19 protein-coding genes are annotated in these 18,117 nt (G+C 65.5%); 5 read left to right on the top strand and 14 right to left on the bottom strand.

Going from position 1 to position 18,117, the window contains the following annotated elements:
* Positions 1-74: 74 nt before the first annotated feature.
* From AC6I9R_RS20305 to AC6I9R_RS20260, 10 genes are all read right to left on the bottom strand, one after another.
* On the bottom strand, positions 75-632 hold the full coding sequence (locus AC6I9R_RS20305) for a hypothetical protein (protein WP_461428321.1): 558 nt from the start codon (positions 630-632) through the stop codon (positions 75-77).
* Positions 633-942: 310 nt separating this feature from the next.
* A complete protein-coding gene (locus AC6I9R_RS20300) occupies positions 943-1,917 on the bottom strand; it encodes a P1 family peptidase (RefSeq protein WP_461428563.1) in 975 nt (324 codons plus the stop codon).
* On the bottom strand, positions 1,917-2,249 hold the full coding sequence (locus AC6I9R_RS20295) for a hypothetical protein (RefSeq protein WP_461428322.1): 333 nt from the start codon (positions 2,247-2,249) through the stop codon (positions 1,917-1,919). Before AC6I9R_RS20295 ends, AC6I9R_RS20300 begins: the two co-directional genes overlap by 1 nt.
* Positions 2,246-2,596 (bottom strand): cupin domain-containing protein, encoded by a 351-nt coding sequence (locus AC6I9R_RS20290; protein WP_461428323.1) that lies wholly within the window; start codon positions 2,594-2,596, stop codon positions 2,246-2,248. The genes AC6I9R_RS20295 and AC6I9R_RS20290 overlap by 4 nt, the downstream gene beginning before the upstream one ends.
* Positions 2,593-3,333 carry a glucose 1-dehydrogenase gene (locus AC6I9R_RS20285; protein ID WP_461428324.1) on the bottom strand — a complete coding sequence of 247 codons (741 nt, stop codon included), beginning with the start codon at positions 3,331-3,333 and terminating at the stop codon, positions 2,593-2,595. Before AC6I9R_RS20285 ends, AC6I9R_RS20290 begins: the two co-directional genes overlap by 4 nt.
* The gene (locus AC6I9R_RS20280) at positions 3,323-3,877 is read right to left on the bottom strand and encodes a hypothetical protein (RefSeq protein ID WP_461428325.1); all 555 of its coding nucleotides are present in this window, start codon (positions 3,875-3,877) and stop codon (positions 3,323-3,325) included. Before AC6I9R_RS20280 ends, AC6I9R_RS20285 begins: the two co-directional genes overlap by 11 nt.
* 139 nt (positions 3,878-4,016) lie before the next feature.
* Complete coding sequence (locus tag AC6I9R_RS20275) at positions 4,017-5,486, bottom strand: aldehyde dehydrogenase family protein (RefSeq protein ID WP_461428326.1); 1,470 nt, start codon at positions 5,484-5,486, stop codon at positions 4,017-4,019.
* The gene (locus tag AC6I9R_RS20270; RefSeq protein WP_461428327.1) at positions 5,440-7,011 is read right to left on the bottom strand and encodes an ABC transporter ATP-binding protein; all 1,572 of its coding nucleotides are present in this window, start codon (positions 7,009-7,011) and stop codon (positions 5,440-5,442) included. The genes AC6I9R_RS20275 and AC6I9R_RS20270 overlap by 47 nt, the downstream gene beginning before the upstream one ends.
* Positions 7,008-7,832 (bottom strand): ABC transporter permease, encoded by an 825-nt coding sequence (locus AC6I9R_RS20265; protein ID WP_461428328.1) that lies wholly within the window; start codon positions 7,830-7,832, stop codon positions 7,008-7,010. Before AC6I9R_RS20265 ends, AC6I9R_RS20270 begins: the two co-directional genes overlap by 4 nt.
* On the bottom strand, positions 7,829-8,770 hold the full coding sequence (locus AC6I9R_RS20260; RefSeq protein WP_461428329.1) for an ABC transporter permease: 942 nt from the start codon (positions 8,768-8,770) through the stop codon (positions 7,829-7,831). The genes AC6I9R_RS20265 and AC6I9R_RS20260 overlap by 4 nt, the downstream gene beginning before the upstream one ends.
* Positions 8,771-8,981: 211 nt before the next feature.
* Between AC6I9R_RS20260 and AC6I9R_RS20255 the strand changes: the two genes are divergently transcribed.
* Positions 8,982-9,992, top strand: coding sequence for a Hint domain-containing protein (locus AC6I9R_RS20255; RefSeq protein WP_461428330.1), 1,011 nt, complete (start codon positions 8,982-8,984; stop codon positions 9,990-9,992).
* A 123-nt stretch (positions 9,993-10,115) separates the two neighbouring features.
* On the top strand, positions 10,116-11,321 hold the full coding sequence (locus tag AC6I9R_RS20250) for an aminopeptidase P family protein (protein ID WP_497863037.1): 1,206 nt from the start codon (positions 10,116-10,118) through the stop codon (positions 11,319-11,321).
* A gap of 137 nt (positions 11,322-11,458) precedes the next feature.
* Here AC6I9R_RS20250 and AC6I9R_RS20245 read toward each other — a convergent pair whose 3' ends face one another.
* From AC6I9R_RS20245 to AC6I9R_RS20230, 4 genes are all read right to left on the bottom strand, one after another.
* Positions 11,459-12,865, bottom strand: coding sequence for a right-handed parallel beta-helix repeat-containing protein (locus tag AC6I9R_RS20245; protein WP_461428332.1), 1,407 nt, complete (start codon positions 12,863-12,865; stop codon positions 11,459-11,461).
* An 85-nt stretch (positions 12,866-12,950) separates the two neighbouring features.
* Positions 12,951-13,910, bottom strand: a complete 960-nt coding sequence (locus tag AC6I9R_RS20240) for a hypothetical protein (protein ID WP_461428333.1) — start codon at positions 13,908-13,910, stop codon at positions 12,951-12,953.
* A gap of 56 nt (positions 13,911-13,966) precedes the next feature.
* Positions 13,967-15,439 (bottom strand): ABC transporter substrate-binding protein, encoded by a 1,473-nt coding sequence (locus AC6I9R_RS20235; protein WP_461428334.1) that lies wholly within the window; start codon positions 15,437-15,439, stop codon positions 13,967-13,969.
* 67 nt (positions 15,440-15,506) lie between these two features.
* Positions 15,507-16,367, bottom strand: coding sequence for a sulfotransferase (locus AC6I9R_RS20230; protein ID WP_461428335.1), 861 nt, complete (start codon positions 16,365-16,367; stop codon positions 15,507-15,509).
* Between the two features lie 200 nt (positions 16,368-16,567).
* Here AC6I9R_RS20230 and AC6I9R_RS20225 point away from each other — a divergent pair, with 200 nt between their 5' ends.
* The 3 genes from AC6I9R_RS20225 to AC6I9R_RS20215 all read left to right on the top strand — a co-directional run bounded on the left by AC6I9R_RS20225 (position 16,568) and on the right by AC6I9R_RS20215 (position 18,080).
* Entirely contained in the window at positions 16,568-16,759 is a 192-nt protein-coding gene (locus AC6I9R_RS20225) for a hypothetical protein (protein WP_461428336.1), read from the top strand.
* Positions 16,760-17,197: 438 nt separating this feature from the next.
* Positions 17,198-17,458: a hypothetical protein gene (locus AC6I9R_RS20220; RefSeq protein ID WP_461428337.1), complete on the top strand. Its 261-nt coding sequence runs from the start codon at positions 17,198-17,200 to the stop codon at positions 17,456-17,458.
* Between the two features lie 13 nt (positions 17,459-17,471).
* Entirely contained in the window at positions 17,472-18,080 is a 609-nt protein-coding gene (locus AC6I9R_RS20215) for a DUF1523 family protein (protein WP_461428338.1), read from the top strand.
* Positions 18,081-18,117 lie beyond the last annotated feature (37 nt).

Below are 18,117 nucleotides of genomic sequence, written 5' to 3'. Positions count from 1 at the left end.
CCGCGACACCCCATTCCTTAGACCCCGCCACACCCGGCGGGGTCTTTTTGTTTGGTCAGAACCTGAAGGCCGATTTAGCGCCCGAAGTCTTCCAAGGCATCGAAGTCGATCTGCTCCAGATGGGCGACCATATCATCGAGGTTGTTGCCCCCCTCCGCCTGGATCAGGATCCGCCCGCCGATCAGGCCCGACAGATCGCCATTGTCGTTCAGGAAGTTCTCTCGATTAATCCGCTCAATCTGACCCATCGAGGCCATCAGGGCAGAGTTCCCCAGCATCGCCGCCATCGACATGACCATGGGATTGTCGGCCATCATGGTGATGGTGAAACGGCCCGAGGGCCCCGTATACGTCGCCTCGGCGGCGGTGCCCCCGCCCACAAAGCCAAGTGACGCGCCGATATCGTCACTGATTTCGCGGGTCCAGCCGGGCATCGGCTCGGGCAGATACGCGGTGAAGCCCTGGGCTTGCAGCGCGTTCAGAAGCTGAGTGGCATAGGCGATTTCGCCCAGGGCATCCCCGATCTCCCCCTCTTCATAGGCGTCAATCGCGGCGCTCAGGGCGTCGGTGATGTCGTCGGCAGCGGCGGGCAGGGGGGCAAGAAGGAGGGCTGAAACAAGAAGGGCACGCATGGCAAATCTCCGGTGGTTTGAATGCCGCAATGATAGGCGCAGGCTTTCAATGAGCCAAGCCAGTGCCTTGGCGCGCCAGATATCATGCGATTGCAGCAGGTTAAGGGGATCGGGTGCCTCTGCTGAGGGTCATCATGTCACCCATGGTGCCGCCTTTGAGCAAATAGAGAACAACCGCTGCATCGGAATTGGGGCGGGCTGCGGCACGACAAGCCGCTCCGTGCTAATCTATTGCGCCACGGCAAATGGCGCGCTCACCCAGAGGATCGGAGCGGCAAAAACGGCTCTCTTTGTGGGTCCCCCTCGGGCTTCACCCGAACTTATCTCGGTAGGTTTGCATCACATCCCCCTCCGCCGTCGTCGCCTCAAAGACGCCCCGTGCAATCGCGCGCGACAGGCACAGCGCCGCCGCGTGCCCCAACAACAAGGTGTCGGCCTCGCCCTCAACCGCACCCGTGGCGGCGGCGAACACGAGGTCCCCGTCCATCGGCGTGTGGCTGGGGTAGATCGCGCGCGCCATCCCGTCGTGGGCCGCCACCGCCAGGCGCGTGGCCTGCGCCTGGGTCAGGGCCGCGTCCGTGGCAACAATCGCAATCGTCGTGTTCTGTGCTCCGCCTTTGACTGGGGGCAGTGCCTGCGGGTCGAAGGCCGGGGCGGGCCCATGGCCGCCGAACTCCCCCGCCATCTCGAAGGGCGCCGCCCAGAAATGCTTGCTGTCGCCGACTGTGACCCGCCCCAGCGCGTTCACTGCCACCAAAGCGCCCACGGTATGGGCCCCCACGCGCAAGGATGCAGAGCCCAATCCGCCCTTCAGATCCGCGATCAACGCGCCCGTGCCCGCCCCGACCGAGCCGAGAGCGAAGTCTGTCTCCGCCGCCGCCAAGGCGTCGCGTCCCAACGCCCCGTAGGGGTTCGCGTCCCAGCCTTTGTCGCCGCCGTTGATCAGATCAAACAGGATCGCCGCAGGCACAATCGGCACCACCTGGTCCCCCACGGCAAAGCCGCGCCCCTGCGCGCGCAGAGCGTCCGCCACGCCGGATGCCGCGTCGAGGCCAAAGGCCGAGCCCCCCGACAGCACCAGCGCGTCCGCGCTTTGCACCGTCTTGTCCGGCGCCAGCAGGTCCGTCTCTCGCGTGCCCGGCGCGCCGCCCATGACTTGGACACCCGCCACGAAAGGCGCGTCGCCCACCAACACCGTTGCCCCGGTTTTGATCACATCGTTCTGGGCGTTGCCGACCCGCAGGCCCGCCACATCGGTGATCAGATTGCGCGGCCCCGGCACCATCATGGCTGCGGGCTCAGGTGGGGAACGGTGCCGCGCTGCACCCCCAGAGGCACCAAATGCGCCGTCTCTGGCACAGGACAATCGAGCCCAGGATGCGCCGCCGGCAGGACCAGCACCAGCGTCTTGGCCCCGTCGGCCAGCCGCGCTGCCACGTCGGCCTCAAAATACACCCCCAACCGTGCGCCGTGGCCGTTCTGGATCACCTCCACATGGGTCAGGTCCAAGCCGGGCGCCACGTCCAGCAAATGCGCGAACACCAGGGGTTGGCTGGCGAAATCGCCCGCAAAAACGGCGATATCGGCGGGCAGATTGGTGCGGGTGTAGGCGGTCACAGCGCCACCTTGACCGCCGCCGTTTCGGGATCGCCCGTGTTGGGCGTGCCCGCGGGCTCGATCAACAACAGATGCGCCTCGGCCCGCGCGACGGGGCGATGCTCCACGCCCGCGGGCACGACGAATACCTCGCCCTCGCGAAGGGTTACCGTGCGCTCTCGCATCTCGATGTCGATCTCTCCCTTCAGCACCATGAAGAAGTCGTCCGTGTCTGGGTGGGAATGCCAGACGAATTCGCCCTCCACCTTCACGACCATCAGGTCGTGGCCGTTGAAGCCGCCCACGACCTTGGGGCTCCAGTGGTCGCTGAACTGCGCCAGTTTGTCAGCCAGGTTGATCGCGCTCATATGCAGCGCCCCCCGTCCACTTCCAGCGCCGTGCCGGTGATCATCGAGGCCGCGTCCGAGCAGAGGAACGCCGCCGCCTCCCCCATATCCTCGGGCTGGCTGAAGCGGCCCAGGGGGATCGTGGCCAGGAACTTCGCGCGGATCTCGGGCGTATCCTCGCCCATGAAGCTCGCCAGCAGCGGCGTTTCGCCCGCCACGGGGCAGAGCGCGTTGACCCGGATGCCGAAGGGCGCCAGCTCGACCGCCATGGTCTTGGTGGCGGTGATCATCCAGCCCTTTGAGGCGTTGTACCAATTCAGGTTCGGGCGCGGGCTGAGCCCGGCGGTCGAGGCGATGTTGAGGATCGCACCCGCGCCCGCCGTCTTCATGGCGGGCACAATCTCGCGCGCGGTTAGGTAGACGGATTTGGCGTTGACGGCCAGGACGCGGTCGAACTCCTCTTCGCTGACATCTTCCAGAGGCGTCGGCACATGGGTGATGCCCGCGTTGTTCACCACGATATCGATGCGCCCCCATTGCTCCATCGCCGCGCGCGCCATGGCCGCCACATCCGCGCCCTTGGACACATCGGTGCAGATCGCCACGCCGCCGACCTCTTCGGCAATTGTGTTGGCCGCGTCGCCGTTGACGTCGCCCACCAGCACCTCTGCGCCTTCCCGCGCGAAGATCCGGGCGATGCCAGCCCCAAAGCCCGATCCCGCTCCGGTCACAATGGCGGTCTTCCCCTCAAGCCGCATGGGCGGCCTCCTTCCGGGCCAGGGCGGTGTCGATCTTGCGCGCGTGGCGCATCGGGATGAAGGCCGCCAGAAGCCCCAGCGCGCCTGCGATATAGCTTGCATCATGCATGAAGCCCGCGCGCAGCAGATCCTGCCGGGTCGGGCCCGTGGGGAAGGTGATCATCTCATCGAGCAACCCCGTGCTGTCCGCGACCAAGCCGCCCAGAAGTCCCGCGAGCGCGCCAAAAGTCGCCAGCAGAATGACAACAAAGACAGATCCCAACCCCGCCGCCAAATAGCTGCGCGCGGTGGGGACGGCGAATAGCCCGTAGATGAACGCGGGCAGGCCAATGATCGGCCCCATCCACCAACTGGCCTGCACGCCCACCAAAGCCGCGCCAAGCCGGTTTGGGACGCCCTCCCCAATGGCAAATTGCTGGAACTTGAATTCGGTGAAATAGGTGGCCCCAACCGTGTAGCTCAACTGGTTGTGCAACGCGCCAAAAAGCGCCGCCGCCAAAGCCGCCACCCCCAACAGCAGAAAGAACGTCGGAAATTTTCCCATCGGTGCGGCCCCCTTAACTCCCCATCAAGGTTAACCGTGCCCCTCCACCCCGTCTATGGCTGATCCGGGCGCGCGGCCTCCCTTTCATCTTGCCAAAAACACCTCCCCCCGGAGGGTCGGTCTGCCACGGGCTCCGCGCTCAGCCGTGATGCGCCGCCACCGTCTTCAGCGTCGTGAAAGCATACATCGCCTCAAACCCCTTCTCGCGCCCGTGGCCCGAATGCCCGACGCCGCCAAAGGGCAGCTCAACACCCCCCGCCGCGCCGTAGTTGTTGAGGAACACCTGCCCCGCGTGCAGCCGCTTGGCCAGCCGCATCTGCCGCCCGCCGTCGGCGCTCCAGACGCTGGCGACCAGGCCGTATTTCGTGCCATTGGCGATGCGCACGGCGTCGTCTTCATCCTCGAACGGGATCAACACCTGGACCGGGCCGAAGATCTCGTCCTGGGCCAGCGGATGGTCCGGGGCGATGTTCCCGATCAAGGTGGGCGACACGTAGTTGCCCCCCTCCGGCAGGCCCTCGGGCAGGGGGGCCTGGGCCAGGATTTGATCCGGCGCGGCTTGCGCCAGGAAGCCGTCGACAATCCCCTTCTGGCGCGCCGAGACCAGCGGGCCCAGGCGTGCGTCTTCCATGGCCGGGCCAACGGTGAGGGCGTTGATCTCGGCGGCAAGGCGCGTGGCCAACTCGTCATGGATTTCTCGCTGCACCAAGATCCGTGAGCCCGCCGAGCAGGTCTGGCCCGCGTTCTGGATGCCTGCGTTCACCAGGAACGGCAGCGCTTTGTCGAGGTCCGCATCGGCAAAGACCAATTGCGGCGACTTGCCCCCCAGCTCCAACGTCACCGGCACGATGTTCTCGGCTGCGGCGATCTGCACGCGCTTGCCGGTGGCGACCGATCCAGTGAACGACAGATGCCGCACGCCCGGGTGCGCGGTCAGCGCCGCGCCGGCTTCTGCCCCCAGGCCCGGCACCACGTTCAGCGCGCCCGCGGGCAGGCCCGCCTGATGGGCGAGGTCGGCGAAGGCGAGCGCTGTCAGGCAGGCGTCCTCGGCGGGTTTCAGCACGCAGGCGTTGCCCGTGGCCAGCGCCGCGCCGATGGACCGCCCGATGATCTGCATCGGGTAGTTCCACGGGATGATATGGCCTGTCACGCCATGGGGCTCGCGCAGGGTGTAGACGGTGTAGCCCGCGTTGAAGGGCAGGGTTTCGCCGGTCAGCTTATCGGCGGCACCGCCGTAGAACTCGCAGTAACGCGCGAGCGCGGTGACATCGGCGCGGGCCTGGGTGAGGGGCTTGCCGACATCCGTGGCCTCCATCTCGGCCAGTGCGTTCGCGTGGTCGAGGACCAACTGCCCCAGGCGCAGAAGGATGCGCCCGCGCTCGGCGGCGGTCAGGGCGCCCCAGGCCCCCTCCAGCGCCGCTTGCGCGGCTTTGACGGCGGCGTCCACGTCCCCTCCTCGACCGCGCGCGATGCGCGCGATCTCCTCGCAGTTGGACGGGTTGAGGACGGGCAGCGTGTCTGTGGCGGGGCGCCATGCGCCGCCGATGAACATGAGCGAGGGGTCAAACCAAAGCTGCATCGAGGTCTCCGGGTAAGGTGGGCGCGGCATTCAGAAGCGTCTGTGTATAGGGGTGCTGCGGCGCGGTGAACACAGCCTCCGTCGCGCCCTGTTCGACGATTTCACCGGCCTGCATCACCAGCACGCGGTCAGTGATGGCGCGCACGACGGTCAGGTCGTGAGAAATTAACAGGTAGGACAGGCCGAATTCCGTCTGGAGATCCGCCAGCAGATCAAGGATCTGCGCCCGCACGGAGACATCCAGCGCGCTGACGGCCTCATCGAGGACCAGTAGCTTGGGCCTTGTGATCAGCGCGCGGGCGATGGCGATGCGCTGACGCTGACCGCCCGAGAACTCATGCGGGTACTTGTGCGCATCCTCAGGCGACAGGCGCACGGCGTGCAGGGCCTCGGCCACGGCGGAGGCCCGTTCGGGTTTGGTGTCGAGCAGGTGGAACGGCTCGCTCACGATGCGGTCGACGCGCCAGCGCGGGTTGAAGCTGCCGTAGGGGTCCTGGAACACCACCTGCACATCCGCGCGCAGGCTGCGCGGCATCTGCGGCGAGACGGCGTGGCCGTTGAGCGTGATTGCCCCCGAGGTTACCGGATCAAGGCCCAGGATCGCGCGGGTCAGGGTGGACTTGCCACAGCCCGACTCGCCCACCAGCCCCAGGCTTTCGCCCCTTTGCAGCGCGAAAGACACGCCGTTCACGGCGCGCACCGGCGGGCCGCGCCGGAATCCCTGGCGCGGGCCGGGGTAGTGGCGGTGGACGTCTGCGACGTCCAAGATCGCATCGGAAGCCGCCTCTGCCGCGCGGTCCGGCTGATGGGAGGACGCGGCAAAGAGCGCGCGGGTGTAGGGATGGGCCTGGTCGCGCAGCACCTGCGCCGTCGCCCCCTGTTCGACAATGCGCCCCTTCTGCATCACCGCGATATGATCGGCCATGTCGGATACGACGGCCAGATCGTGGGTGATCAGCAGCAGCGACATCCCTTCCTCGGCCACCAGCTCTTTCAGCAGATCAAGGATTTGCGCCTGGGTGGTGACATCCAGCGCTGTCGTCGGCTCATCCGCGATCAACAGGCGGGGGTGCAGGGCAATGGCGGCGGCGATGCAGACCCGCTGACGTTGCCCGCCGGACAGCTCATGGGGGTAACGGTCGAGCGCGATGTGCTTCAGGCCCACGCGGTCCAGCCGGTCACGGGCGACGGCCAGCGCGTTGGCGCGACTGGTTTCGGTGTGGATCAGCAGCGTCTCGGCCACCTGATCGCCGATGGTCTGCACCGGGTTGAGCGCTGTCATCGGCTCTTGAAAAATCATCGCGATGTCGTTGCCGCGCAGCTTTTGCAGCTGCGCCTCCTCCAGCGCCAGCATGTCCACCCCGTCCAGCAGCGCAGCCCCTCGGGTGACGGCGCGGCGCGGCAGCAGGCCCATCATCGCAAGCGCCGTCATCGACTTGCCCGAGCCGCTTTCGCCCACCAACCCGAAGATCTGTCGCGCCGGGATGGAGAACGCCACATCCTCCAGGATGCGCGTGTGCCCGATCTCCAGCCCTAGCCCCGAAACCTCGATCATTCCCGGGCCCTCCGCAGGCGCGGGTCCAGCGCGTCGCGCAGCCCGTCGCCCATCAGGTTGAGGCCCAGGACCAGCACCACAATCGACAGGCCCGGCAGTAGCGCCAGATGGGCGTGGGAATAGATCATCGTCTGCGCGTCGGCCAACATCTTGCCAAGCGACGCGGTGGGTGGCTGCGCGCCGAGGCCCACGTAGGACAGCCCGGCCTCGGCCAGGATCCCCAGTGAAAACTGGATCGTGGCCTGCACGATCAGCAGATTGGCGATGTTGGGCAGGATATGTTCGAAACTGATGCGCGCGTGGGTCTTTCCCGCAGTGCGCGCGGCCAGGATGTAGTCCAGCGTCCAGATCGGCAGCGCGCCGCCGCGCGCCACGCGGGCGAAGACGGGGATGTTGAAAATGCCGATCGCCAGGATCGCATTGGTGGCCGAGGGGCCGTAGATCGCGGTGATCAGGATCGCGATCACCAGCGAGGGGAAGGCGAAGATCAGGTCGTTGCCGCGCATGATCAACTCGTCCAGCAATGACCCGCGAGAGGCCGCCGCCGCAAGGCCCAACGGCACGCCGACAACCACACCGATGCCCACCGCAATCAGCGCCACGGCGATGGAGGTCTGGGTGCCTTCCATCAGCATCGAGACCAGATCGCGCCCGAACTGATCGGTGCCGAACCAATGGGCGGCAGAGCGGGGTTGCAGCCGGTCGGCGATCGACAGGCTGGCGGTGTCGTAGGGCGTCCAGACCAGCGACAGAAGGGCCGTGGCGATGAAAAACGCGGTGATGATCGCACCGAAGATCAGGGAGGCAGGCAAGTGTTTCATGCGCGGCGCAGCCTCGGGTCGACAAGGGCATAGGCAACGTCCACGAGGAACGTCACCACGATCACCGCGAAGACCAGCAGCATGGTGACGCTTTCCACCACGATCAGATCACGCTGGGTGATGCCTTGGAAAATCAGCCGCCCGAGGCCCGGAATGTAGAACACATTCTCGATGATGATCGCGCCGGCCAACAGGAAGCTGAACTGCAGCCCGATGATGGTCAGAACCGGGATCAGCGCGTTGCGCAGGGCGTGGCGCAGGACCGATTGGCGCGGGCTGAGGCCCTTGGCGCGGGCGGTGCGGATATAGTCCTGGTCCAGCGTTTCGATCAGGGCGGAGCGCATCACCCGCGCCAGGATCGCCGCCTGGGGCAGGGCCAGCGCGATGGCGGGCAGGGTCAGGGACCGCAGCGCCGCGCCGGGTTCTTCCCAGCCCGGAAACCCGCCCGAGGGGAACCACTGCCGCTGCACGGCGAAGAGCAACACCAGGAACATCGCGAACCAGAAGTTCGGCACTGCGATGCCCAATTGCGTGACTCCCATGGTCATGTAATCGCCCACACGGCCCCGGTTTGCGGCGGCCAGAACGCCCACCGGCACCGCGATCAGCGTCGACAGGATCAGCGCCAGCACCGCCAGCGGGACCGAGACCCAGATCCGGTCCGCGATCAACTCGGCCACTGGCACGCGGTAGTTATACGACGTGCCGAAATCGCCCTGCACCATGCCGGTGACCCAGTTGAAATACCGCTGGATCAGGCTGCCCTCCAACCCAAGCTCCGCACGCAGGTTGGCGATGGCCTCGTCCGTGGCATTCAGGCCCAACATGAAGGCGGCGGGATCGCCGGGAATAACCTCGATCACCGCGAAGATCACGGCGCTGGCCACGATCAGGCTGAGGCTCAGGGAAAGCGCTCGGGTAAGGAGGTAGCGGGCCATGGGCCGACGTTAAGCCGAGTTCCCGCGCGGTGCCATAGGGCGTTGGTCTGCCTCGGCGCGATTGTGTCGCCCCTGTGGACAATGGCGCGCAGGTTTCTGAATTTCATCACAGGACGGGCCAATAAACGGCAAAGTCTCAAGGTCTTCTCAAACTGTAGGAAACCGTCCTCGGGGCCCCTCCGGCCCGAGGCAGCGCAGCAAGACTGGACCCATGCCGACACTCGTCGTCTACCGGATTAACGCAGACCCCCTCAGCACGTCGGATGTGACGGTGCTGGAGGAATACATCGTCGATGTCACCGACGATGATACCCTGCTGGAATGGAGCGACGGCTCGGGCGCGCAGCTGGATGCCGCGGATCTTCCGCCGGGGTTCATTGGCGATTCCACCAACTTTCAGGTGTTCGAGACCTACAGCGGCAATATCGGCGCGACGCCGGTGTCTTTCACGCTGATCCAGTTTTCCACACCGACGCTGATCATTGCCACCCAGGGCACATTCGATGTCGGGGACACGATCACCGGCACCGGCAGCACGATCGTCACCGCGCCGTCCACGACCTATGACACCCTGCCGGATTACGTCTGTTTCACGGGCGACACGCTGATTGAAACCCCAACGGGCCCCCGGGTGATCGACCGGCTGAAACCGGGCGATCTGGTGCTGACCGCTGAGGGGCACGCGCAGCCGATCAAATGGATCGGCCAGCGGCATCTGGATGCCCGTGCGCTGGCCCGGAACCCGCACCTGCGCCCTGTCGTGATCGCGCCGGGCACGTTTGGGCCCGGCGTGCCCTCGCGTGCCGTCCGGGTGTCCCCCCAACACCGCTTGGCCCTAGCGACCGGTGCCAGCGGCATCGCGCTCGGGGCCTCTGCCGTGCTGGTGGCGGCCTGTCACCTGACCCCGCGCGCGGGCGTCAGTGTCGACGCGCGGGCCCGGCAGGTGAGCTACATCCATATCCTGCTGGAGGATCACGGCCTCGTATGCGCCGCAGGTCTGTGGTCGGAGACGCTGTTTCTGGGCGACACGACCCTGGGCGATCTTTCTGACGCAGCCCATAACGAGATCGCCGGTCTGTTCCCCGATCTCACCCGCGATGGCAGTGCCCTTGGCAGGACCTGCCTGCCGGTGGCCAGCAGGCACGAGGCGCGCGTGGCCTTGGCCGACCTCAGCGCCTACAGGCCGCGATTCGACGCGGTTCTGCCCGCCCGCGTTGCCTGATCCAGGGACTTGCCAGAGGGCGGGGCGCTCGGCTAATGCAACATGAGTGCCGAGGTGATGGCGTCACCCTCATAGGCCGTTCTGCCCTGAACGCCGGGGCCTTCTGTCAAAGGAGGGTCGCGCATGTCACGCCCCCAATTCTACGAAATGCACAATGGGTCCAAAGCGGCGCTGCCGTTCGATCTGGCCGAATACGACACCCGCCTGAAGGGCCTGCGCGCTGCGATGGCGCGCGAGGGGGTGGAGGTTGCGGTGCTGACCTCGATGCACAACGTCGCCTATTATTCGGGCTTTCTCTACTGCGCGTTCGGGCGGCCTTATGGGTTGGTTGTCACGGCAGACCGCTCCGTCGTCATTTCCGCAGGTATCGACGCGGGCCAGCCCTGGCGCCGATGCGCCCACGAAGCGCTGACCTATACCGATTGGGAGCGCGACAATTACTGGCGCACGATCCGCCACGTGGCGGGCGAAGGCCGCGTGGTGGGGTTTGAGGGCGATCACCTGACGCTCGCGCAACACGCGCTGTTGGACACTTTCCTGAAGCCCGCGCGCATGGTCGATATCGCGCCCGCCACGATGCGTCAGCGGATGATGAAATCCGACGCCGAGCGCGACTTGATCCGCGCAGGCGCCGCCACGGCGGACGTCGGCGGCTATGCGATCCGCGAGGCCATTCGCACCGGTGCGCGCGAGATCGACATCGCCATGGCGGGTCGCGACGCGATGGAATTGCACATCGCCGAGAACTTCCCCGACGCGGAATACCGCGACACCTGGGTGTGGTTCCAATCCGGCCTCAATACTGACGGCGCCCATAATCCCGTCACCGCGCGGACCCTGCAGCGCGGCGATATCCTGTCGCTTAACACCTTCCCGATGATCTCGGGCTACTACACGGCGCTGGAACGCACGCTGTTCGTGGAAGAGGTCGACCCGGCGTCGCTCAAGATCTGGGAGGCCAATGTCGCCGCCCATGAGTTGGGGATTTCCCTGATCAAACCCGGTGCCTCCTGTGCCGAGATTACCGCCGGGGTGAACGGGTTTTTTGCGGAGCGGGACCTGCTGCAATACCGGAGTTTCGGCTACGGCCACTCCTTCGGGATCCTCAGCCATTACTACGGGCGCGAGGCGGGGCTGGAGCTGCGCGAGGACATCGACACGGTGCTGGAACCCGGTATGGTGATTTCGATGGAGCCGATGCTGACGATCCCCGACGGGCAGCCCGGCGCGGGCGGCTACCGCGAGCACGACATTCTGATCGTGACCGAGGAGGGGGCCGAGAATATCACCGGCTATCCCTATGGGCCTGCGTTCAACGTGGTCGGCTGAGGGGGGAAGGGGGCTCTGCCCCCGCCCCCGCGCCTATGGCGCGCGGCCTCCCCCGGAGGTGTATTTGGCAAGATGAAGGGGGGAGCATGCGTCCCCTGGGGTGATCTTGTCCTCAGGGGGCGCGCGCGGGGTGAGGGCTAGTCCGCGTCCAGCGTCGCGCCGTCGGTTTCGATCCCGTCGGCGATCTCGCTGTCGATGACGTAGACGTTGCCCTCGCCTTCGTCCTCCTGGACTGCTTCGACGCCCAACTCGCCGCCGTCGTTCCCGGCGGTGGCGACGCTGATCAGCGCCACGAAGACATCGCCGCGATCCTCTTCCTCGGCCACGATGCCGACACCGCCGTTGGACGAGGCCTCCACCGCCGTGGCCGTCAGGTAGACCGAGCCCATGCCCGCCTCGCTCAGCTTGATGGCGTCGTCGGTGTTGCCGTTGCCGATGATGCCGGTGAACACCACGTCGATGTCGCCGGGGCCCGCTTCGTCGAAGTCGTAGCCCTCGTCGAAATTGCCAAGCATCTGCCCGACCGAGAACGTCCCGATGATGCTGCCGGGGCCCGCCTCGTCGATGTCCAACCCGTCGTCCACGTCGATACCGTATTCATAGGCCTCGACGCTGCCGTCCTCATAGGTGTCCACCTCCAGCTCAAAACAGCTCATGTCGGGGGTGTCGTCGGCGGGTTGCGGGACGTCCGCCATGGCCAGCAGCCCGGCATCGAATTCCCCCTCGTCCTCTTCCGGCAGGAAGGCGCTGAGAACCGCCGGGTCACAATAATCGCCGTTCTCGATGAAATTGGCACGGATCAGGTCGACGATCACGTCGCCCTCCTGCCCCTCATCCAGCTCCATCCCGTCGGCGCCCACGCCCGTGGCCTCCACGATCATGCCCGTCAGGTTGATGTCGCCCGGGCCCCGTTCGTCGACGCGCAAACCGTCGGCGTCAAAGCTGCCCTGACCCACGTCGCTGATCACCACGCGGCTCAGCTCCACCTGGATCGACGCGCCCGAGCCTTCGCCCGCGCCGCCCTCTCCGCCGCCGCATTCATCGGCCAATGTGCAGTCGGAGACGTGGATGCCGTGCCCGGCCACGCCCGAGACGGCGACGTTGGTCAGCACCAGGCTGACGACGCCCTCCGCGTCTTCGGCGACGTCGAGGAATATCCCCTTGCCCGCCGTAGTGCCTTGTTCTGTGATCGAAAAGCCCCCCGGCCCGGAGAACCGCGCGCCGGTGATCGCCAGAACCTGCGGGCCGATGGCGGTCAAAAGCGTCACGTCGTTGGGCGAGGCGATGGTGACACCATTGCCCATGATCACGACGGGCGCGGCCCCCTCATAGCGCAGGCCGGTGTCCGTGGTGATCGTGCCGTCGGCCTCTGCCACCAAGATCACGGACCGCGCGTTCGAGGCCCCCGCCGCATCCAGCGCCGCTTGCAGCGATCCCTCGCCCGTGGCGTTGAAGTTCGTCACCATCAAGGTTTCTGCGAAGGCCGGGGCGGTCAGGCACAGCGCCGTGGCGGCGCTGGCGGAGAGGCGAGAGAAGAGCGTCATGGAAATCCCTTGGTCAAATTGCGTGCATCCGCAGCGTTAATCTTCCCCTATGACATCCCGATGACAAAGCACTTTCGCACGGCCCTCAGCCGCCGTTTCGTGCCGCGATGTACCCGAAGCTGAGATCATCACAGGGCGGTTGCACCCGGCGTGGTGCGTCGTTCTGCGCCAGATGCCGCAGGAAGTCGGCCAGGGGCACCAACGTGCCGCCATATTGCGCGACCATTGCGTCATAGGCGGGCCGCTGATCATCCAGCCGCGCGCGGCCCGGGCCTTCCCAGAACTGCTCGATGACAGTGGGACCCTCAGGCTCCAGCGCGAGCAGGACAGGCAGCAGAGCGGCCTGGGCCAGCGCGTCCGTTTCCTCCAGGACCGCAGGCCCCAATGTGTCGTAAAGCGGCACCAGCGTGTCGATCTTGGCCGACAGCGCCCACCTGTAGGCCATGCCGCGCAGGGCGTCGCGGAACGCGACCTCTCCCGGTGACAGGTCGCTTCGGGTGAACAGCGGCGCGATCTGGCGCACGTCGCAATGGGCCAGATCCCGGCGCGACATCTCCATGTGGAGGGGGTAGGCGTTGATCGCCTCCTGCCCGCCTGTGTCCACGTTGTAGAAGTGGAGCGGACCGAAAGACGACAGGACGGAAAAGCCGTGGTCTTCCGTCAGGATGGCCGTGTCGTGCAAGGCGCTTATCAATTGGTCGGCGTAGACGCTTGTGGGCATGCTGTCGGACCAGAGGCTTTCGGGCGTGGGCATCAGCGCGACATCGCTTAACGTCAATGAGAGGCTGTCGCTGCTGCCCTGCGCCGTCGCGATGGGCAGCGTGTAGATGCAATCACCGGTGGCGTCACATTCCGATAGGTTCAACGCGCGCGCTGAGCTGAGGGAGATCGCGATGCCCGCCCCCTCGATCTGCAGGGTCGCGTTGTACGGGATCGCCCCTTCGGGCCAGATGTAGCTGCCCAACATGAAGCGGCCTTGCGGCAGCGTGTCGGCGGCGGTGGGGTTGGCAAGCAGTAGGGCTGCAGTGATCAGGGTCAGGCGCATGGTTGAGCCTTTGGGCAGGGTGTCCGGGGGGTGATGGCCCCCCGGCGCCCGGTGCTTTATTGCGTCCAGCGTACTGCCGTCAGGTCGTTGGCCTGGGTCGGCGCATTTTCCCACAGGCCCTCGATATTGGCGTTCGCCACGCCGGTTTTCGCCAGTTGGAACAGGTAGCCGTTGACGTAATCGTCTGCGATCATCTGCTGTGCTGCCCGGTTGATCCGCGTGCGCTCTGCCGGGTCCGTGGTGACGGCAAGCTCCTCCATCAGGGCCTGGAACTCGGCGCTGTCGTATTGGAAGTAATAGTCGGGCCGGGCGTAGATGTTGATGTCGGCGGGCTCTGTGTGGCTGACGATGGTCAGGTCGAAATCATAGCCGCGGAACACCTGCTCCAGCCAACCGGCCCATTCGAGGTTGGTGATTTCCGTGTTGATCCCCACGTCGCGCAGCTGGCTGGCGATGATCTCTCCACCACGGCGCGCGTAGGAGGGCGGCGGCAGCATCAGGCGCAGGGTCAGGTCCTCGGCCCCCGCCTCGGCCAGCAGCTCGCGGGCGCGGTCGGGGTCAAACGCCGATTGTGCGGTGAGGTCCACGTAGTCCGGGTTGTGGGGCGCGAAGTGGGTGCCGATGGGGGTGCCATAGCCGAACATCGCGCCGTCGATGATGTCCTGACGGTTGATCGCGTGGGAAATCGCCTGCCGGATCAACGGGTTGGAGAGCGCCTCGGAGCCGTTGTTCATCGACAGGATCGTCTCCCCCTCGGTAGAGCCGACGATGACGTTGAAGCGGGGATCGGCCTCGAACTGGGCCAGGTTTTCGGGCGCGGGGAAGACCGGGAAGGCATCCACGTCGCCCGCCATCATCGCGGCCAGCGCCGCGTTGGGGTCGCTGATGAAGCGGAAGGTCACGTCCGTCAGCGCGGCGGGCTCGCCCCAATAGGCGTCGTTGCGGGTCAGCGTCACGCTGTCGCCCTGGCGCCATTCGCCAAAGGTAAACGCGCCGGTGCCCACAGGGTTGGTCGCGTTGGTCTCGGCGCTGGCCGGGTCCACGATCACCGCGTCGCCCCAGGCCATGTCAAACAGGAACGCGCCGTCCGGCCCGTCCAGGGTGACGGCGACCGTCGTGTCATCCACGGCTTCTGCGCTGACGATATTGGCAAAAAGTGCGGCCTGCGCGTTGGTGGAGCCCTCCGCGCGGGCGCGGTCGAGCGAGAACACAACATCCTCTGCCGTCATCGCTGCGCCGTCATGGAAGCTGACGCCTTCGCGCAGGTTGAACGTATAGACCGTGCCGTCCTCGGAAATCTCCCAGCTTTCGGCCAGGCCCGGCACGACAGAGCCGTCGGCGGCAAACCGTGTCAGACCCTCGAAAACGTTCGAATAAACCACCTCGTCAATCGCGGCGGCGGCACCGCCCGTGGGGTCCAGCATCGGCGGCTCAAGCTGCATCCCGATGGTGATGGAGGTCTGCTGCGCCATCGCGGCGCCTGCGGTCAGCGCCAGCACAGCGGCACCCATGGTCAACGTTTTGGTCATGTCTCTCTCCCTGACGTCTGGTTTGGTCCCAGTGTGCCGCAGCGAATGCGGGACGCCTACCGAAAAGTTACCCCCAACTGTCCGGCACCGCGATACCCAGGCCTTTCAGCGCGTCGATCTGCTGCGCGATGTCGGGTGCGAACCTGTCGGCGAAGCCCGCTGGCATCGGGCGCGGAGGGGAGGGGTTGACGACGCGGGTAACGATCCCGTCGGGCAAGTCATGGGGGGCCACGTCCAGAAACTGCTCAACATCGGCAATGAAAGCGCGGGGTTCGCGGGAAATCCGGTCGAAAAAGTCGACGTGCAGGCATTCGGCGGGCAGGGCGGCCTGCATCCGGGCGATGGCGGCGGCATAATCGTTGTGGGTCAGGTAATCGGCGCCGTGGCGCACATGGTCTTCCAGCTCGTCCAACGTCCATTCGTCCAGCTTCTCCGTCGCGCCCTGCATTTTCAGGTGAAACCTCACATGGCTCCACAACCGATCCAACGGCTCGCGCAGGGTGTAGAGGACGCGCAGTTTTTCCGTGCGCGCGTGAAGGGCGGCCCATCCTTCCTCGGGAACAAGCGCGTTCATGTTGGAGAAATCCGCCACCCAGGTGGCGCCGCCCTTCTGCTCGAACAGGCTGTTGAACCAGGCGTCGTCCACTGGCCCGTTCAGCCAATGGGCCACCCATTGCACGCGCTTTTGCAGCACCGGCTTGGACGAGACTTCGGGGTCGAAATACAGATAATCTCGCGCGCGCCGCATGCGGTTCTTGTCTGACAACATGCCGGGGTTTACGTGGCGCGCATAAAGGTAGTGAATCTCCTTCTCGCGGCAAAAATAGATGTCGGGATGGCGGTGCAGCGCGTCAAAAATCCACGTCGTGCCCGCTTTCATCGCGCCCACACCCAGCAGCAGATGATCGAAGGTCTTGGGCTCTGACATCGCGGCGGTGATCCAATTCTTTTTGCACCCCAGAAGCTTAGCGGTCAAAGCCGGGGCGACACAAGTTGCCCGGAAATTGAGCACCGCCTGTGGGTAAGTCAAATTCGTTTCAAAACTGTTACGAAACCGAAGACGGAGGGGGAGAATCGGGTTAATATTTTCTCTAGCGCGACGGCCACTTTGTTGGGGAGGGGATACCCATGCCAAGTCCGGAAGACATTCTGTCGATCGACAGAACCAAGGTTGCAGCGTTCATTCAGGATCAGGCCTCGGCCAAGACCCTGAGCGCGCTGGTCAAGCATCTGAATGAGCTATTGATCACCGGCGACGCCGCCGCCAGCCAACGCGCCTCGCGCGCGTTGCAGCATCTGGGCTTTCCCGAATACGCCTAGGGCGATACGGCTGCCCTCTTATAGAAGAAGTTCCGCCAGCGACAGCGCTGTGATGTTGGCGCAGTCTTGCCTGCTTTGGACGCTCGCCCATTGGTTTGGCCATTGGACGAGGTCAAGGATTCCTGACCTGTAGGCTCCGAAGCGCCACGAATTCTGCCCCCTTTTTCAATGTCTTGGACGCTGCGGCCTCGATCGGTGTCCCCCCGGTCGCATCACGAACTGTCATTTTGGGGGATCCGCTCCACAGCTCTTCCAACCCGCACTGGAAGTCGGGCGTTGGCGCTTTGACCTTCTGCAGAACTCCGCACAGCGCAGCCACCTCGGAACGGCGCGGACCCTCTCGACCTCACCGCCCCCGCGCGATGTCGCCGCAAGCCCTGCCATTCGCCGCCCCCATGACCTATATGTAGCAAAACGCGAAAACGGGAGACACCGAGGATGCTGGGATTGGGCCGGGTTGCGATCGTCATGATGGTGGCGCTGACCGTCGTTTACGTCTGCATGTTTTTCTACCTGCGCTCGGGCGCGCGGATGACGCTGGAAGAGGACTGGGTGCGAGAGGGGCGCCCCGGCGACCGGGACGCCTGGATAAATGAGCGGATCGGGCCGAAAGTCTCTCGCATAAGGGTCTGGCTGGTGCTCGGCGTCTATGTCATGCCTTTGGTTGGATTGGTGGCCTTTGTCTGGCTGAGCAACTGAAGGAACACGACCCATGCGCTGGCCCCGGATAATCATTCTGCTGATCGTCTTGTCGATCCTGGGCGCCTTCGCCCATTACACGCTGCCCCAACGCGAGGTCGTGCGGATCACCGACACGCAGCTGCAACTGACCGAGATCTCGGGGTGGAGCGCGTGGTTTTACGCCCAATCCGACAGCGGCGCGGCGGGCACATCCGTGCAGCGCGACGTGCGCATCATCAGCACCGTGCGCCCCGATGGCAGCCCGCTCGATTTCCGCAATGAAGACACCGGGATCTTCGGCTGGCCGCCCTATTTCAAGATCGACAGCCAGGATCTGCAGACCGAGGCGCAGGACCTGCGCTCGACCCGCGACGCGCCGATCTGGGTTGCGGTCACGCATTATGGCTGGCGCAACAACATCCTGTCGTCCTACCCAAATGCGCTGTCGATCCGGCAGGTCGACGGCCCCGATGTCACGCTGATCCCCTGGCCCGCGATCGCGGTGCTGCTGGTGCTTTTGGCGATCGGGCTGATGATCTGGCGGATGTGGGAACGGTTTGAGGATCGGGTGATCAACCCGATCACTGACGGGCTCGCGGTGCGGTGGGCGAAGCTGAAGGATCGCCTTGGCGGGCGGTGATCTCAACTTTCGATTGAAAGCGCGGGATGCGAAATAC

The sequence above is a fragment of the Gymnodinialimonas sp. genome (genome assembly GCF_059726805.1).
This window is presented reverse-complemented; position numbering and strand designations above follow the sequence as displayed.

Bases quoted from the DNA above. Each gene is read 5' to 3' on its own strand.
- AC6I9R_RS20305 (WP_461428321.1), bottom strand. From the start codon at position 632: ATGCGTGCCCTTCTTGTTTCAGCCCTCCTTCTTGCCCCCCTGCCCGCC.
- AC6I9R_RS20300 (WP_461428563.1), bottom strand. From the start codon at position 1,917: ATGGTGCCGGGGCCGCGCAATCTGATCACCGATGTGGCGGGCCTGCGG.
- AC6I9R_RS20290 (WP_461428323.1), bottom strand. From the start codon at position 2,596: ATGAGCGCGATCAACCTGGCTGACAAACTGGCGCAGTTCAGCGACCAC.
- AC6I9R_RS20285 (WP_461428324.1), bottom strand. From the start codon at position 3,333: ATGCGGCTTGAGGGGAAGACCGCCATTGTGACCGGAGCGGGATCGGGC.
- AC6I9R_RS20280 (WP_461428325.1), bottom strand. From the start codon at position 3,877: ATGGGAAAATTTCCGACGTTCTTTCTGCTGTTGGGGGTGGCGGCTTTG.
- AC6I9R_RS20275 (WP_461428326.1), bottom strand. From the start codon at position 5,486: ATGCCGCGCCCACCTTACCCGGAGACCTCGATGCAGCTTTGGTTTGAC.
- AC6I9R_RS20270 (WP_461428327.1), bottom strand. From the start codon at position 7,011: ATGATCGAGGTTTCGGGGCTAGGGCTGGAGATCGGGCACACGCGCATC.
- AC6I9R_RS20265 (WP_461428328.1), bottom strand. From the start codon at position 7,832: ATGAAACACTTGCCTGCCTCCCTGATCTTCGGTGCGATCATCACCGCG.
- AC6I9R_RS20260 (WP_461428329.1), bottom strand. From the start codon at position 8,770: ATGGCCCGCTACCTCCTTACCCGAGCGCTTTCCCTGAGCCTCAGCCTG.
- AC6I9R_RS20255 (WP_461428330.1), top strand. From the start codon at position 8,982: ATGCCGACACTCGTCGTCTACCGGATTAACGCAGACCCCCTCAGCACG.
- AC6I9R_RS20250 (WP_497863037.1), top strand. From the start codon at position 10,116: ATGTCACGCCCCCAATTCTACGAAATGCACAATGGGTCCAAAGCGGCG.
- AC6I9R_RS20245 (WP_461428332.1), bottom strand. From the start codon at position 12,865: ATGACGCTCTTCTCTCGCCTCTCCGCCAGCGCCGCCACGGCGCTGTGC.
- AC6I9R_RS20240 (WP_461428333.1), bottom strand. From the start codon at position 13,910: ATGCGCCTGACCCTGATCACTGCAGCCCTACTGCTTGCCAACCCCACC.
- AC6I9R_RS20235 (WP_461428334.1), bottom strand. From the start codon at position 15,439: ATGACCAAAACGTTGACCATGGGTGCCGCTGTGCTGGCGCTGACCGCA.
- AC6I9R_RS20230 (WP_461428335.1), bottom strand. From the start codon at position 16,367: ATGTCAGAGCCCAAGACCTTCGATCATCTGCTGCTGGGTGTGGGCGCG.
- AC6I9R_RS20225 (WP_461428336.1), top strand. From the start codon at position 16,568: ATGCCAAGTCCGGAAGACATTCTGTCGATCGACAGAACCAAGGTTGCA.
- AC6I9R_RS20220 (WP_461428337.1), top strand. From the start codon at position 17,198: ATGCTGGGATTGGGCCGGGTTGCGATCGTCATGATGGTGGCGCTGACC.
- AC6I9R_RS20215 (WP_461428338.1), top strand. From the start codon at position 17,472: ATGCGCTGGCCCCGGATAATCATTCTGCTGATCGTCTTGTCGATCCTG.